This window comes from Desulfoprunum benzoelyticum (genome assembly GCF_014201505.1).
GTDB classification, from domain to species: domain Bacteria; phylum Desulfobacterota; class Desulfobulbia; order Desulfobulbales; family Desulfocapsaceae; genus Desulfoprunum; species Desulfoprunum benzoelyticum.
Genome location: NZ_JACHEO010000001.1, coordinates 321978 through 338136 on the forward strand (window position 1 = coordinate 321978; position 16159 = coordinate 338136).

The following is a 16159-nucleotide window of genomic DNA, read 5'->3' on the forward strand; positions in this document are numbered from 1 at the left end:
TTCAGGAGACCGACAGGAGGCCGTCCTCCATAATCATGATCTTTTTCGAGTACGAGGCAACCTGGTGATCATGGGTCACCATCACGATCGTGGTCCCGGTATCGTTGAGTTCCTTGAAAAGATGGAGTATTTCATTGCTGTTGCGGGTATCGAGATTGCCGGTCGGTTCATCGGCGAGGATCAGTTTGGGGGCGATGACCAGGGCCCGGGCGATGGCGACGCGCTGCATCTCGCCGCCGGACAGTTCCATCGGCCGATGCCGCTGGCGGTGGCCAAGGCCGACCCGGTCGATGGCCGCGTCGACCCGCCGCTCGCGATCATCCGGCAGGGCGTGGTGATACAGGAACGGCAGGGCGACATTGTCGCGGACATCGAGTTCGGCCAGCAGGTCGAAGGTCTGGAAGACGAAACCGACCCAATGGGCCCTGACCCACGACAACTCGTCGTCGGAAAGGGTCAGCATATCCTTGGCGCCAAGGAGATAGGAACCGCTGTCAGGTCGGGCCAGGCCGCCGAGGATATGGAGCAGGGTCGATTTCCCGGAACCGGAGGTCCCCATGATGGAGACGAAATCCCCAGCCGACACGTCGAGATCGATCCCGCGGACGACCTCGATCTCCCCTCCCCCGAGCACATAGTTCTTCCTGATCTTCCTGGCCTGCAGCAGCATCGTCTTCATCTTTTGCCGGTCCTGCGCGGTCAATCAGCCTGGGGCGGGACCAGGCTGACTCTTTCCCCCGGCTCGAGGCCGGCGACCACCTGCACGACATCCTCGTTGTGGGCCCCGGTCGTGATGCCCCTCTTCGCATAGGCGCCCCAGCCGGTGCGGACATAACAGAATTCGCCGCCCTCGCCGCTGAAGACCGCCGGCGTCGGAACTACCACCGCCTGCTTCACCGCCTGGGCGATGATCGATACCCGGCAGGTCATGCCGGGACGCAGCCGGGGGTCACCGCCGGCGACGGTGAAGATCACCTGGAAATATTTTTCCTGCCCCGAGCCCGGGGCCTCGGAGGTGGCGAGGGCGCCGATGAAGGTCAGGTCACCGTTGAAGGTCGTGTCGGGGTAGGCATCGACCCGCACCACCCCTTTCTGCCCCAGGGAGAGCTTGAACAGATCGACCTCGCGCACTCTGGTCTTGACGATCATTTTTGAAATATCGGGGAGATAGAGGATCGGCTGGCCCATGAACACCGAATCACCCTCCCGCGGCTTGCGCTTCTCGCCGTCGCGGAACGTCTCGTAATGGATGACGATCCCGTCGAGCGGCGCCTTGATCTCCGTTTTTTCCAGTTCGACCCTGGCCTGATCGAGACCGGCTTCCTTGGCCGCGACCTTGCCGGCGATCTGGCCCAGCGTCGCCTGGGCCTTGGCGACCTTGTGGACCCCGCCCTGGCGGGTCTGCTCGAGCATCAGCAGGGCGTTCTGCTTCTTCGCCCTGGCGCTCTCCAGCAGGGCCGGATAGACGTGCTTGCGGTAGCTCTCGAAACGGCTGTTCGCCTCCTTGTGCTGTTCCCGCAGCACCGCCACCTTTTCCTCGGCGGCCGAGATCTCCGATTTGTTGTCGAACCCCTCCTTCTTCAACTGCAGCAGATCGTTGTAGAAGGCCTCATAGCGCTGCAGTTCGAGTTTCGCCTTCTGCCGCTCTTCCTGGAGCATAGAGATCTTCAGCGGCCCATCCCCCTCCTCGAACTGCCTGAGCTCCAGGGTGGCGACATTGAGGTTGTATTCGGCATTGGCGATCTCCTGCTCGACCTGGTTCTCCTCGAAGGCCATCATCTGCCGCGCCGCCTCGACCGCCGCCTTCAGTTCCGCGACCTCGGCCTGCAGTCCTTCGACCTGTGTCTGGTACGGCAGCGGATCGAGCCTGACCAGGGTGTCGCCCTTCTTGACCCTGGTCCCGTCTTCGATCAGGTAGATGATCTTGCCGTCGGTACCCTGAATCTCGGACGAAAGCATGTGCGACTGGGCGGCGTCGAGTTCGCCGACGACGTTGATTTCGACCTGGAAATCTCGGCGCAGAACCTCGACATCGACGGGGGCATCGGGTCGTGCTTTGTCCCTCCCGTCGACATAGGCAACAACGAGGGCCAGGCAGACAAGGGCCAGGACAATGACTGCAGCTTTCTTCATCTCTTCGCCGTCGCCGGGCTTTTCAGGTCAATGAGCGTTCCCAGCGACGAACGCAGACGATAGGTGCCGACAATGTAATTGATGGTTTCCACCATATGGTCGGTCCGGGCCTGCTGCATCTCGGTCTGGGCCTCGAGCAGGTCGAAGTTGTTGGCCAGACTGTGCCGGAACTTGCTCTCGGCCAGGCGCAGTTTGCCCAGCGCCTGCCGGGCCTGCTCTTCGCGGATGCGGATCCGCTCCTCCAGTTTTTCCAGGCTGTTCAGCCGGAACCGGACATCCTGGATAATCCGCTCCTCCTCGCCCTCCTGATTGAGCTGGACCTGCTGCAGCTCAATCCTGCTCTGGGCATAGTCGTTGCGCTCGGCGGTGCGGAAGAGATCGGTATCGCTCGACAGGGCCACCGTCCAGCGCTCTTCGGACAGGGCGTCATAATCGTCCTCCCGGTAATTGTTGTAGCCCAGGCGCAGATCGAGCTCCGGCAGCAGCCGGTTCTTCGCCACCGCCACCCGTCTCTCCGTCTCCCGCACCTGCATGGCGCTCAGGACGAGCTCGATCCGGTTGGCGACGGCGACCTGCTGCGCCTCCTGAAGGTCGATCTCGACCGGGCTGTAGGCGACCGGAGCGGTGACGATGATCGGCTGCTGCTGCGACACGGCGAGCAGGTCTTTGACCTCGTCGGCGTTGTTGGCCAGCTGCTCCCGGGTCGATGTCAGTTCCTCCTCGACGCTCTGGATCCTGATTTCGGCCCGATACAGATCCATCGCGTCGATGATACCGCTCTTTTCCTTGATCCGGGCAAGCGACAGATGGCGGCTCAGGTCGGCCAGCTGCTTTTCGAGAAAGGTGATCTGCTGCTGGGTCTGGATGCAGCCGTAGACCGCCGCCACCGTTCTCAGGACCGTGTCGGTCTGCTGCTGGACGAAGGAGAGTTTCTCCCGCTTGTTCGCGTAGAGGCTGCTGTACAGGCCATCCAGGGCATAGGCGGAGCCGGCCCCCTGCAGCAGCGGTATCGTCAGCGCCACATCGACCTCGCTGTTGCCGCTCCCCCCGGATTCGCCGAACAGCGGGGTCACCGACAGTGTCGGCCCCGGGGACAGCTTTTTCGACACCGTGGCCCCGACCTGCCAGTAGCTGTCATCGGTGGAGGAATATCGGGTCGACCCCTGCGGGGTGATCTTGACATCGAACTCGGATTCCGTGGTCTGCAGCGACAGGTCGCTCGAGGTCACGGCAAGGGCTGCATTCCGCAGGGAACGGTTGTGCTCCAGGGCGATCTTGATCGCCTGCTCGAGGGAGATCGTCAACGGCGCCGGGGCAGGCTGCCCCCTCTTCCCGTCTTCAGCCGCTGCCGACAGACCGCCGGGCAGCATCCAGGACAGGGCGACGACACTCAGCAGGATCACCAGTATCCACCGGACGCCCACCGGCCGGCGCCGCGACAAGACACGCTCTTTGCGGACGAAGCACTCAGGCATGATAATCGATCAGGATCTTTTTCCTCAACGTGTTGACTCTATAGGCGACAACACCGAGAGGGGAAAACAGCAACTTCAGGACCAGGGTGCGGAAATACCGGTGCCTGATCCGTTGAAACAGCTTGAACCACCGGACCTGCCGCCTCTGCCTGGGCGACGGCACGGGGATCGCAAAGTGGTAGTCAGGATAGGATCTGCCGCCGGCCATCGCCGCGTGGAGACCGACATAGGCCCTGGTCTTTTTTCCCTGGGCCATCCGCAGAATCCTCTTCGAGTTGCGGGAGTGCGGCACGGTGTGGACGACGAATTCGCCGCACCGCTGCACCTCCTCCATCAGTTGGCGGCCGACCGCGGTGCGCTGGGAGATCAGGGTGCAGCGCTCGTGAATCGCCAGATCCTCGGCGAAATCGAAGGCCCAGAAATCGCCGAAACTGAGATCGGCATATTCCGCCAGGGCATCGACGCAGAGCAGGCAGCGCTGGGGTCCGTAGAGCCTGAACATGACATTCATCACGTCCTTGATCAAAATCTTTTGATGCAGAGGGACTTCGGTCCCATCCTTCTTGACGACAAAAAAACCTCCCGGCCAGCCGCCGCCGCGAAACTGGAAGGCAGCAACCTCCGCCAGCGGGATGCCGAAGGCCTCGATCGCCTCCTCGTGGCCGTTGACCTCCATCGTGCAGTGGCAGTAGAGTCCGAGGATGTATTTGATTTTGCCGGCCAGACCGCGATCGACCTGTTGCAGCTTGCGCAGGGCATGGACCTGGCACGGGAGGGCGACGACGGCATAGCGGCCCTGGAGCCGGCGGAGCTGCCGCAGCACCGCCAGCGAGGGGGTGACGCAGTATTTCGATTGGGAACAGGCCTGGATCTCGGGGCCGGTTGTCGCCAGCACGCCCCTGGTCTTGTACGGCAGCAGACTATCGGTGCCGACGACGACCGCGCCGTCGATCTCCCCTATGGCCAGGAGATGGTCGAGGATGCCGGTGACCATCCCGCCGCTGGCGCCGGCGTGACGGATCTGCCGATTCTTCGGGTGGGCGACATAGAGCTGCTCGACATGGCCCTGGAGATCGGCCGGATCGTAGGATTCATCGAAGACCTGGCGGGACAGCGCCGGGTAATCGACATCGAGGCCGGGGCAGCAAGCGGTGCAGAACCCGCAGCTGACGCATGTACCGGTGAGCACGGGATAGGCGGTGGCGGCGATATCAATGACCCCGGGCGGGCAGACGCCGACGCACATCCCGCAGCGGGTGCACATTCCCGGGCCGATGACGTTGTCGACCAGAAAGGCGAAGGGTTCTTTCCGAAGTTGCAGCTTTTCACTCATGGATACAGGGGTTGAGCGGCGGCCGACCGTCAACCTTCATTATTGTCGGGTAAAATTTTCAAGGCCGGCGAATTCTTCTTTCCGCTTGTGGGTGTAGAACAGATAGACAATATACCCTATAACCCCCATGGTCAGCATCTTCAATCGCAGCAGAATCCCCATGGCCAGGGTCTCCGCCCCGGGAATGCCGATCAGCAGGAAATAAAAGACGAAGACCGACTCGAAATAACCGAGGTTGCCGAGCAGGGTCACCGGCACATGGGCGGCGAAGAGGATAGCCGGCACCAGGGCGCAGACATGGAGAAAATCGGGGGTGACGCCAAAGGCGCGAAACGAGATATAGACGTTGACCCAGGTCAGAAAGTAGAACAGCACGGTCAACAGGACCACCCGCAGCAGATAGACCCGGTCCTGGCGGAAGGCGCTCATCGCGTTGTCCAGCTCGGTTCGAACCCGCTGCAGCTTCTGCAGAATGAAACCGCACCCCCCTTCCAGCACTCCGACCGCTTTGGCGACAAGGGCCGATCCCGTCCAGGTGCTGAAGGCGTGGAGCAGGGAAAAGGTCAGCTCGAGGAATTTTTTCGGCAAGGCCAGCGGGTCCCTGAGACGCAACAGGCACCAGGTGATGGCGAGGAGGACGAGCCCGGCGCCGGCCGGGACCAGGATATACGGGGTCCTGTACAGCTCCGGGGCCAGCAGGGGGGCGAAGGCGACCAGGAAAAACAGGAGCAGGATGCCGGTAAACCGCTCGACGAAGATGCTGACGGCGGCCAGGGCCTGATTGTTGAGGAGCCGCCCGGAATAGTAGGACCGGACCACATCGCCACCGACCGTCGACGGCAGGAGGTTGGAAAAGAAATAGCCGACCGCATAGATCCGCAGCAACTGGACGAAGGAGATATGGCGCCCCTTGTCGCCGAGGATGACCTTCCACTTCAGGCAGCTCGCCGACAGCATGACCGGGAGCAGCGCAAACGACAGGGTGAAGTACAGCCAGTCGATCCGCCGGAACATCGCCATCAGCTCCTTGCCCTGCACAAAGGAAAAGAGGACGATGAAAAAGGCGACGCTGATGACGACCTTGAGGGCCCTGACATACTGTTTGCGGGTGAATTTCATAGCTGAACGTTCCGGACTCCGATCCCTTCCCGGCAACCGTCTACAGCTGCCAACTCTTTGATTTTCCTGCCTGACCGTACTGCCAGGCGTGGAACAGGTCCTTGATGTTTTCCTTCATCTCCACCGGGCTGCGGTCGCCGAAGTTGATCCGGTACCAGATCTCGACGTTGATCAGCCCCCAGATCCGCGTGCCGTTGTTGAACTGCTGCGACGCGTGCTGGTGCAGCAGCGTCTGGATATAGTCCTGGCGGAACAGTCCGTCCTTCACCAGCTTCGAGTTGTGCAGCAGTCCTTCGGCCAGGCCCCGCAGATCGCCGCGCAGCCAGGTATTGATCGGCGAACCGAAGCCCTGCTTGGGCAGGCCGACAATCTTTGGCGGCAGGTATCGCTTCGCCAGCTGCTTGATCAGATGCTTGCGCCGCAGGTGCCGGATCTTGATGGAGGTGGGGATCGTCGCCGCAAACTCGACCAGCTTGTGGTCGAGGAACGGGCAGCGCGCCTCCAACCCGTGCATCATCGTGATCCGGTCGATCTTGATGTTCGAGTATTCCGGCACCCGGATCATCAGGTCGGAAAAGGTCATCTTGTTGACCGGGTCGTGGACGCGGTCATCGGCGAAGCGCGACAGGATGCCGTCAAGGGAGTTGTGGCCCCTGACCATCGCCTTGAAGGCGTCGGTATAGAGCAGTTCCTTGTCCTCGTTCTGGAAATGGAAGAAGCTGATGCCCCGGGCATAGCACTCGTTGTCCGGCAGCATCGACATGGTGTTGAACCAGCGCCATGACTGCCGCCAGCTCTTGCGTTCGGTCTTCTCCTTGAAGAGATTGAGAACGGCCGGCACGATCTTCTCCCGGATGAGACCGGGAAGCCAGGAGCGGTACTTCGCCAGCAGCAGATTGGCGATATAGCGATCATATCCGGCAAACGATTCGTCGCCGCCGTCGCCGGTCAGGACGACCTTGACGTGCTCGCGGGCCAGCTTGGCGACATAGTACATCGGCAGCGCCGGCACGTCGGCGTAGGGCCCGTCGAGATGCCAGATCAGATCGGGAAGGATCTTCACCGCATCGGGATGGACCACCAGTTCGTTGTGGTTGGTGCGGCACTGTTCGGCGATCAGCCGGGCGTTGGGCAGCTCGTTGTAGCCCTGGGTCTGGTCGCCGATCGAAAAGGTGTTGACCGGGTCGGGGGACATGCGGCTCATCAGGGCGACGATCATCCCCGAATCGAGGCCGCTGCTGAGGAAGGCGCCGATCGGGACATCGCTGATCATCCGCAGGCGGACGGACTCGCTCAGGATCTGTTCGGTGCCGGCGAGGGCCTCCTCCTCCGTCATGCTTGTGTTGGTGGCATACTGCAGCTGCCAGTAGCGCCGAATCGTGGCCTCGCCGTTGCGGTAGATCATGTACGAGGCGGGGGGCAGCTTATGGACCCCGGCGATCAGGTCGTCCTGGCGAGGGATGAACTTGAACGACAGAAAATCGTGGACGGCGAGCGGATTGAGGTGTCGGCCGAGACGGTCGTCGACGAGCAGCGACTTGACCTCCGAGGAAAAGATCAGTGACTGCGGCAGCTGTGCGTAAAACACCGGTTTCTTGCCAAGCCGGTCCCGGGCCAGCAGCAGGGTTTTTTCCTTCTCATCCCACAGGGCGATAGCGAACATCCCCCGCAGCCTGTTGAGGCAGTCAACCCCCTCCTCCTCATACAGGTGAACGATGACCTCGGTGTCGGAATTGGTCGAAAACCGATGCCCCGCCTGCAGCAGCTGCTCCCGCAGCGCCTGAAAATTGTAGATCTCGCCGTTGAGAACGACCCATATCGTCTGGTCCTCGTTGGCGATCGGCTGATGGCCGGTCGACAGGTCGATGATGCTCAGCCGCCGCTGTCCCAGGCCGACCATCTCGTGCACATGGTAGCCGTCATCATCGGGACCGCGATGCGACAGGGCATCGGTCATCCTGCCAATCAACGCCCTTTCGACCCGGTAACCGTAAGCCCTGCCGACTTCACCGCAAATACCGCACATAGTTCACTCTTTGAACGCAGAAGTACTTTTGCATAAAAATGCTGCCATTGCCGGCAGATGGTCCTCTATATACTCGAATTGTCGGCGCGATGCACCCTGTCATCTCGACATATTCGGTGTTGTCCCTACCTACTCCCAACCTGTCATCATAACAGATTTCCTGCCATCTCGACCTTCCCCCGCTGTCATCTCGACCGAAGATACAAAGGAGAGATCCTGTCTGAACAACAAGATTTCTCGCTTCGCGTCGAAATGACAACAGGGGCGGCTTCACATCCTTCGCCCTGCCGGGAACAACGAAATTTCTCGCTGGCGCGCTATATGACAGGCAAAGTCAACAGGAATTTATCCGATGGAGGCAAGTTGTGTCAGATCCGGAGCAGACGCGGGATTTCCAGCAGCCCGAGGCAGACAAAGGAATAACTGGAGAGCAGAAACATGCACAGTGTAAAGAAGGTCATGATCCTGGCGCTCAGATACTCCTTGCCCTGGACGCACAGCACTCCCAGCATCGGCAGGATCGGAATCAGATACCGCCCCTGCGGCTGGAAGTCCTTGGTCCACGAGTGGTACAGGGCGACCGCGATCAGCGCCGCCGCCAGCCCGACCGCCGCCAGGGTCTGCAGATTGACATAGATCCCGGCCCGGACAAGCAGGGAAACAAGGACCAGGGCAAGAAAGGTCAAACCGGTCCAGCGGACGAGATCGTAGTACACGAAGCCGGCCGAAATCGTCGAATAGCCATAGACGCCGAAGGCGCTGCGGAAGGTCTTTTCGAACCACCGGTCCTGATGGATGATCCGCGCCAGGGTGATCCCCCGCTCTTTCATGTAGAGATTGGCATGCTGCTTTTCCAGCGGCGTATGCCGGTTATAAAGAGGATGAGCCAGTTTGTCGCGCATCTCCAGAATCTTCTCCCGGCGGTCGAGTCCGTTGACTTGATAATCGGCCGCAATTTTCACCGCCAGCAAGGACAGGCCGACGAGACAGACGGCGACCATCCGCCGCACCCGGGCCAGCCGTTCTTCCTTGTCGGTCTGGCGCCAGATTGTCACCAGGATGACCCACAACAGGAAGACGGTATAGACGAGGAAATTCTTCTTCAACAGGAACAGCAGGCCGAAGACCACGGCGGCGACGAGCAGATACCCCCACCGCCGCGCTCCCTGCCGCATCAGCAGGAAGCGGTTGAGGGCACTGGTGCGGACGACGACCTGACAGCCGGCAAAAAATGCCACAGTCAGGGCGAAGGCGTCGGAATTGCAGTAACTGAACAGGTACCACACCTGGGGACTCAGCAGCAAAGGCAAGGCGACCAGACGGGAATCAGGCACCCGCAGGGTGAAGAGCAGGATCAGGCCGAGCAGCAGAAGGTTGAGGACCCGCGAGGCCAGGTGTTCGGGGAGCTGGAAGGGAGCGACGATCTTCGCGATCCTGCCGCAGAACAGATAGGAAATCTCGTTGGAGTTCAGCCGGGAAACCCCGTAGATGCTATAGGTCTCGACCACCGCCGGATCGCCGATCGCCGGCGGCAGCCAGTGCTCCTGATAATAACGCGCCGCGGCAATATGGACATACTCATCCGGGTGAACGTTGCGCTCGCTGATCAGCGCCATGGTGGCGGCGTACAGCAGTACCGCCATCAGCAGGACCGGGACATAGCGGAAGGCAAAACCGAGGTGGTGCGTGGCGCCGTAGACCAGGAGGATGATCGTGCCGATAAAGACCCAGCCGACGACGACACTGCCCCAGTCGAACGGTTCGGCGACGGCACGAACTTCGAGGGAGAAATTGGGATCCCTGCCGCTGGAAACGGTCACCAGCGTATCCTGGGCGGTCGAATGGCCCTCGATCTGATCAAGCGGTTTGAGGCGAGCGAAATCCTCGCTCGAGGTCAAAACGATGTCCTGAAGGCCATTCTGCTCGATCCGGATCTCCTCGATCGTGCTCCGGCCGACGTATTCCTGGGGATCGATGCGAAGCGAGGCAATATTCTTGAGATCGGTCAGGAAGAAACTGTATTTCTGGCGCTCGGGCTTGACCAGGACCTGGGCCATCTTCTTTTCGGAAAAATGTTCGCCGGCCTCGGCCCAGTAGATCTTGAAGGTCGTCCGTTTGTCGACGTTGATTATCAGGTCGACATGGGCCCTGTTGATGAAGAAGGCGTAGAAGGCGGCACAGGCGGCGAGACAGACGACGACAATGAACCAGTGCCGCCGGAATTGGCCGAAAAGGTTTCCCATTAACGTCTGTTTTTCAGTTTTTTCATAAACATATAGAGCGAATGCAGGCGGTGTTCGTAATGGATCAACAACCTGAAGATGGGCCGGCCGAGCAGATGGAGAATCGCCAGCACCACCAGACACCGCACCCCTCCCCCGCCGCCGAAATTGCCGATGGGGATGATCCGGTTGAGCATCAGCAGCCTCGCCACTCGGAGGCATTCAAACCCGCCAAGGTCGAAATTTCTCGACATCACCGGTGTGTCGTTATTCTTTGATGCGCTCACGCAGATGCCTCAGAAAGTATCGCAACCGTAGCAAAGGGTCGAGCGACAATCGCCACAGGGAGGAATCCCAGAGATGACGGCTCCCTTTGACATGTACCTTTTTTGGCACATGACGGCCATAGAAATCATCGAGGTGGTGCCGCTGCCGGATCCTCGTCACCTCCCGGCAACGCGGAAAGGCGAGTTTGCCGGCCAGCAGGCAGTTGAGCCAGGGCTTGTAATCCGGCAACGAGTAGCCGAGCAGGGCCGAGGCCGCGCCATAGCGGGCGGCGCCATCGAACACCCCCTGCTGCAGCGGCGAAAAATACCGGTCCTGCTGCAGTTCGGCCTGGCCGGTATTGTCGTCGGTGCCGCGAAACTGCAACTCATACCCTTCCGCGGTCAGCTTGTAGCCGTTGAGCGTCGGATGGGGGGCGCGGCAGGCCTCCTCGAACAGATCACGGGCGTAGAGGATGGTGCTGCCGGCCATGTCGAAGCGGTCGCGGTCGTAGATCACCCCCTCGACCGAGTTGCCCGCCGTGGTCGGATAGGGGATGCCGCGGGTGGCGGCGAAGAGGAAGCCATGGCAGACCGGGCAGTCGTCCCGATGCTGCACCGCCTCGTAGAGAAAGCGCTGGATGGTGCCGAGCCAGCCGATATCGACCAGCGCCACCCGGCGGTGGGCGAAGAAGCCGGCACCGGCCAGATAGCGGTGCAGGGCTTCCCCGGGTTCGGCGACCTGGCGCTTGATCTCGTCCTGGAAGGCCTGATCCTCCAGCAGTTCGTAGAACCGCACCTTGTCCCAGGGGACATAGCCCTCATGGAGGTGGCTGAGGCAGGTGTCGACCGCCAGCTCATGGCGCTGCAGATGCGGCGCCAGCGCGGCGACATCGAGGTTGAAGATCCGGCAGAGGTCGCGGAAATCGCGGTTGCCGGGGGGGAGGAAGGCGATGTCGGCATTGGCCCGGGTCAGACCCTGATGAGCGCAGCTGGCCCCGGCCAGGGCCATCCGGCTGACATAGAGATACTCGATCTCCGGCAATCGGCCGTCGGGGAAAAGATACGGTATCGATTGTTCCCAGAAACGCTTGAAGGTCCAGCCCTCGCGCGACAGGAAGAAGACCTTGCCGATGCCGCGGGCCCGGCACTGCTCGGCGATATGCTGGACAAAGCCGCCCAGCAGCGGGGCGAGAAAGTTGAACCCCTCGACATAGAGTTCGGACCGGTGCAGATTTTCCCCCTCGAGCGGCTGCATCAGCTGCTGCAGCGCCCGTCCCCGCCAGAACGGACGGCCGCCACTGTAATTGACATAGCGTTTGACGACCGCCTTGCGATGCTTTTCGGTGGCGTCATGGAGCACCAGGGCGGTGATCCCGGCCTCGGCCGGCCGGAGACCGTCGGAAACCGGATTGTCGCCGACATGCAGCCACTTCAGTCCGGCGAGGGCGAACCGGTCCCGAACCAGCGCGTAGCCCTTGCCCGAGGCCTTGGCGAGAAAGGTATCGGCAGAGGAGATCACCGCCTCGACCTGATCGAGGAATCCGGCATGGTCGACCAGGACCTCGAGATGGCTCGCCGGCAGGTAGATGTCGGAGAGGATGAAGATCCGCTTGCCCGCGGCGGCGAGATCCCGCAGCCAGGCGACCATCTCCCGGCGGGGGACGAGCATGCTGTTCTCCATCCGCAGCTCGTAATCCGTCACCTCCGGCAGCAGGGCGCCCCCCTTCTCGGCGCCGAAGATCTGCACCAGGGCTTCGAGCATGACCCGCGGGTAGCAGGCCTCGTGATCGACGAAGGTCTTCGCGGTCTCCCGGCGATGCTGCTTTTCGATGTCGTCGCGGAGCTTCTGGACCTTCTGCCACGGCCAGGGCTGCCCGGCCTCAACGGTCCGGGCAGCGATGAACCGGGCCACCGGGAGCTTGACCAGATCAGGATCATGGATCCGCCGCACCAGCAGGGTGTCGAAGAGATCGAAGGAGACGACGTCCATCCCGGCCGCCACCTCCCGTCCGCGTCTGATCAGCGCCTCAATGGCATGGAATTTCTCGAAGCTCATTGCATCCCGGCCTGCTGTTGGAGGTGGTCGGTGGACATCATCCCAGCTTCTTGCGCAGCCAGGCCTTCAGGCTGCGCTGGAGTTGCCGAACGGCCGGCCGCACCCCCTGTTCGCCAGCCGGCTGCAGGGCGGCCCGCACCGCCTGCAGTTCCTGCTCAAGCTCGACGAGCCGATCGGTCCCGGCCGCGACATAGCCGCGCTGCGCCGCCGGGATGACCTCCAGCAGGTATTTGCGGATCAGATCCTGATCCTGCAGTCGCCCGGCAATCGCCGCCTCGCCGAGGGTGTTGCCGGCATGAATGCGGTAATACAGCAACTTCTCGTCCTGAAGGTACCGCACCTGGCCCGGGTTGGCCAGCAGCATCCGGAAGATATAGTCGTAGTCGTGGAGGTAGCGGAGCGAGCAGAACTTCCCCACCGCCCGGACCGCCCGGGTGGTCATGAACAGGTTCGAGGTCGTAACCATGAAATTGCCCTTCAGGAAGGCGGTGTAGAGATCGCCGCACTGCCGGTAGAAGGCCCGGTTCTTCTGGTGCCACAGGTTCCAGCCGAAGGCCGGGTCGGTGAACTCCTCGCCCTCGTCGGAGATCGGGATGACATCGGTGAACAGGCACTCGGCGCCGGTCTCATTGCGGTATTCGACCAGGCGCTGGAGCCGGTCCAAGGCGTAGACGTCATCGGAATTGAGGATGGCGGTGTACTCGCCGCGGGCCAGGCCCAGCCCCCGATTGATGGTGTTGAAGGCATCCTGGTTTTCCTGGTGGTAATAGGACAGACGGAGGTCGGTGTAGCTCTGCACCACTTCGCCGGTGCGGTCGCGGGAGCCGTCATCGATGACGATCAGCTCGAGGTCGGCGCAGGTCTGGCCCAGGACACTCTCAACGGCGGCGCCGATGAACCGTTCGTGGTTGTAGGCCGGGATGATGACGGAAACAAGGGGTGTGGACATAATTCACAACTATCGCTCTGGCTGGGAAAAGGTCAACAAGGAGAAGGAACGCCCCTGAATCTGGGACACCTTCTCACAACGTCGGTGGAGGCATGGCTTGGAATGGATTCTTCGTAATGAAATCCAGCCGGAAAGTCAAGCTATTCTTGGGAGAACAGCCCAGGTTACGCCCCATCATACTGTCAGGAATCAGCCCCGGCGAACCAGCCCACAAACCTCCTCATGTCAATTCCGGCCTCTTGCACTCTTCCCCGATTGTAGTACGGGTCACCCTGCGCCAGTTCCGCCCGCCATTTGCCCTGGAAAATTTCCTGCTCCCTTTTCCACGACTCGGCCGTGCCCGTCGAAGCGTTGCGCCTGTCGCCGTGAAGACGCAGACGGCAATACGGGGTAGAGTAGGATTTGAAGCCGGCGGCCAGACACTTGAAACCAAGATCATGCATGGCGAAGAGATCGGGGAAACGGGCGGCGTCGAAGCCGTTGCAGGCATCGAACAGATCGCGGTTGACGGCACAGCAGTCCCAGGATGGGGCCCAGACATTCTGCGGACAGTGCAGGCCGTTAAGGAGGACGGAGGCCTGCTGGAGAAACCGGGCGTAATACCGGGGGGAATCGTTGTCGATGTCGGGGATCGGGGTGACCTCCGGGACATCGGCATCATCGCCGTCGACCCGCCCGGCGACGATCCCGGTATCCGGCCGCTGGCAGTATTCCACCAGGGCCGAGAGCCAATAGCCGTCGTTTATGGCGAGATCGTCACGGACAAAAACGACATAATCGCCGTCGCAATGCGCCAGGGCGTCATTGTAGTGGGCGGCAAGCCCACCCTGCCGGTCGGCGACAATCAGCCGCACCGGCTGGTCGAGGGTCAACAGCTGCTCTTCCAGCCCCGGATCGATGATGTCCTGGTCGACGACGAGGACCATCTCGTAGTTGGAGTACTCCGTTCGCCGTACCAGGTTGCCGATCCATTCCCTGAGCCCGTCCCGATCGCCGGTCCAGCGGACCACCAGCGACAGCAGCGGCAGCAGGTACAGCTCCCGTTTCACCCGATAATAGTATTTGAACTCGGTGGGCAGGACCTCTCCCTCGATCTCCCGCCGCTGCAGGGCGTCGACCACCGAGCGGCGACCGGCCTCGGCGGCGTACTCCTTCCGGCTGTGGTCGATGCTGGTGGAGGTCTCTGACGCCCGCCAGTGATACAGGATTTCGGGAAGGTGGACGATCTGCCGCGCCTTTTCGCTCAGGCGGAGAAAGAGATCGTAATCCTGGGCCCCGGACTTATCGTCGGCGCAGCCGCCGACCTCGTGCCACAGCTTTCTGGCGGTGGCAACAAAGTGGGTGACGTAGTTATGGCAAAGTAGCAATTCCGGGTTGTAGTCGGGCTTGTGGAAGACGCTGAAACGGCGGCCGTCGTCGCCGATCAGGTCCTCGTCGGTATAGAGCAGATCGGCGCCGGTGTCTGCTGCTGCCTGCACGATTCGGAACAGGCACTCGGGCGCAAGTTCGTCGTCGCTGCCGAGGAAACTCAGATAGTCGCCCTCGGCCAGCGCCGCAGCGGCATTGGTGGCGCCGGCAATGCCGCGATTGGTCTCCAGAAAGATTATCCTGATCCGTTGGTCCCGCGCCGCCCACTCCTCCAGCAACGGCCGGACATGGGCCTGGGTGCTGCCGTCGTCGGCGAGACAGAGCTGCCAGTGGGGATAGCTCTGGTGCAGGACGGAGCGGATGCAGTTGTTGAGATGATGGGCGGCAGCATTGCACACCGGAACGATCACCGAGATCGTCGGTTTCTGCGGCAGTTCGGCGATCTTCCGATTCGGGTACAGCCCCTGGCTCACCCCCTCAGCCAGATAATGTCCCAATGAAGAGACCGACCCGTCGCCAAGGTAGCGTTCCCGATAGTAGACGGGATCGAACCAGGGGCAGGGCCGCCGCCCCTCCTTCTCTCCGCTCCGAAGATAATGGGCGAGCGGGTCCTCCGCTTCACCGATCTCCCCCTCCAGACTGGCCCGGTAAAACAGCGGATCGAACACCGGGATCGGGCTCTTGCCTTCACGAATACCGTATTCGTCGTAATGAAGAAGGATGTCTTCAGCCGAGTCGGCCAGGACCGGGGTCCTGTCGATATACCATGCCGGATCAAAATACAGCGATGTCCGCCGTGATTCCCCCCTGCCGATCTGGAGGTAATGGCTCAGAGGATCCAGGCCGCCGGCTGCGACATCTTGATACTGCTGGAGATAATACAGGGGATCGAAGTAGGGACGCGGTTGCCGCCCCTCTCGCCAGCCTTTGCTGATGAAATGCGAGAGAGGATCAATCCCGGTGAAATCGAGGTCGCCGTTTTCCCTGGCGTAGAAGAGAGGATCGAACAAGGGGTTGGGCTTTTTCCCCCTTCGCCATCCTTTGGAGATAAAATGCTGTACCGGCTCGGAGGCGCCGGCCTCCTCCTCTGTCGGTTGACCATTGTAATATCCGATGTCGAACAATGGCCCCGGGCACCGCCCTTCCCGCCAGCCGCCCCGAATATAGTGCACCAGCGGATCTCCCCCCTGGGAGGCCACATCAGGATTGGTC

Annotated in this window: 11 protein-coding genes; all 11 read right to left on the reverse strand. The window is 61.5% G+C overall.

The features are described from left to right. Nucleotide 1 precedes the first annotated feature (1 nt). Nucleotides 2-679, reverse strand: a complete 678-nt coding sequence (locus tag HNQ81_RS01430; RefSeq protein WP_240191576.1) for an ABC transporter ATP-binding protein — start codon at nt 677-679, stop codon at nt 2-4. Between the two features lie 20 nt (nt 680-699). Beyond that, nucleotides 700-2133 carry an efflux RND transporter periplasmic adaptor subunit gene (locus HNQ81_RS01435; protein WP_183347536.1) on the reverse strand — a complete coding sequence of 478 codons (1434 nt, stop codon included), beginning with the start codon at nt 2131-2133 and terminating at the stop codon, nt 700-702. Beyond that, nucleotides 2130-3608, reverse strand: coding sequence for a TolC family protein (locus tag HNQ81_RS01440; RefSeq protein WP_183347537.1), 1479 nt, complete (start codon nt 3606-3608; stop codon nt 2130-2132). The genes HNQ81_RS01435 and HNQ81_RS01440 overlap by 4 nt, the downstream gene beginning before the upstream one ends. After that, nucleotides 3601-4941 (reverse strand): Coenzyme F420 hydrogenase/dehydrogenase, beta subunit C-terminal domain, encoded by a 1341-nt coding sequence (locus tag HNQ81_RS01445; RefSeq protein ID WP_183347539.1) that lies wholly within the window; start codon nt 4939-4941, stop codon nt 3601-3603. Before HNQ81_RS01445 ends, HNQ81_RS01440 begins: the two co-directional genes overlap by 8 nt. A 39-nt stretch (nt 4942-4980) precedes the next feature. Beyond that, nucleotides 4981-6060, reverse strand: a complete 1080-nt coding sequence (locus HNQ81_RS01450; protein ID WP_183347541.1) for a lysylphosphatidylglycerol synthase transmembrane domain-containing protein — start codon at nt 6058-6060, stop codon at nt 4981-4983. Nucleotides 6061-6100: 40 nt separating this feature from the next. Then, on the reverse strand, nt 6101-8086 hold the full coding sequence (asnB, locus tag HNQ81_RS01455) for an asparagine synthase (glutamine-hydrolyzing) (RefSeq protein WP_183347543.1): 1986 nt from the start codon (nt 8084-8086) through the stop codon (nt 6101-6103). Nucleotides 8087-8454: 368 nt separating this feature from the next. Next, nucleotides 8455-10329 (reverse strand): DUF2142 domain-containing protein, encoded by a 1875-nt coding sequence (locus HNQ81_RS01460; RefSeq protein ID WP_183347544.1) that lies wholly within the window; start codon nt 10327-10329, stop codon nt 8455-8457. Continuing rightward, complete coding sequence (locus HNQ81_RS01465; RefSeq protein WP_183347545.1) at nt 10329-10595, reverse strand: hypothetical protein; 267 nt, start codon at nt 10593-10595, stop codon at nt 10329-10331. The genes HNQ81_RS01460 and HNQ81_RS01465 overlap by 1 nt, the downstream gene beginning before the upstream one ends. Further along, complete coding sequence (locus tag HNQ81_RS01470) at nt 10576-12630, reverse strand: HAD family hydrolase (RefSeq protein WP_183347546.1); 2055 nt, start codon at nt 12628-12630, stop codon at nt 10576-10578. The genes HNQ81_RS01465 and HNQ81_RS01470 overlap by 20 nt, the downstream gene beginning before the upstream one ends. A gap of 37 nt (nt 12631-12667) precedes the next feature. Further along, on the reverse strand, nt 12668-13579 hold the full coding sequence (locus HNQ81_RS01475; protein ID WP_183347547.1) for a glycosyltransferase family 2 protein: 912 nt from the start codon (nt 13577-13579) through the stop codon (nt 12668-12670). 182 nt (nt 13580-13761) lie between these two features. After that, nucleotides 13762-16119: a glycosyltransferase gene (locus tag HNQ81_RS01480; RefSeq protein WP_183347548.1), complete on the reverse strand. Its 2358-nt coding sequence runs from the start codon at nt 16117-16119 to the stop codon at nt 13762-13764. Nucleotides 16120-16159 lie beyond the last annotated feature (40 nt).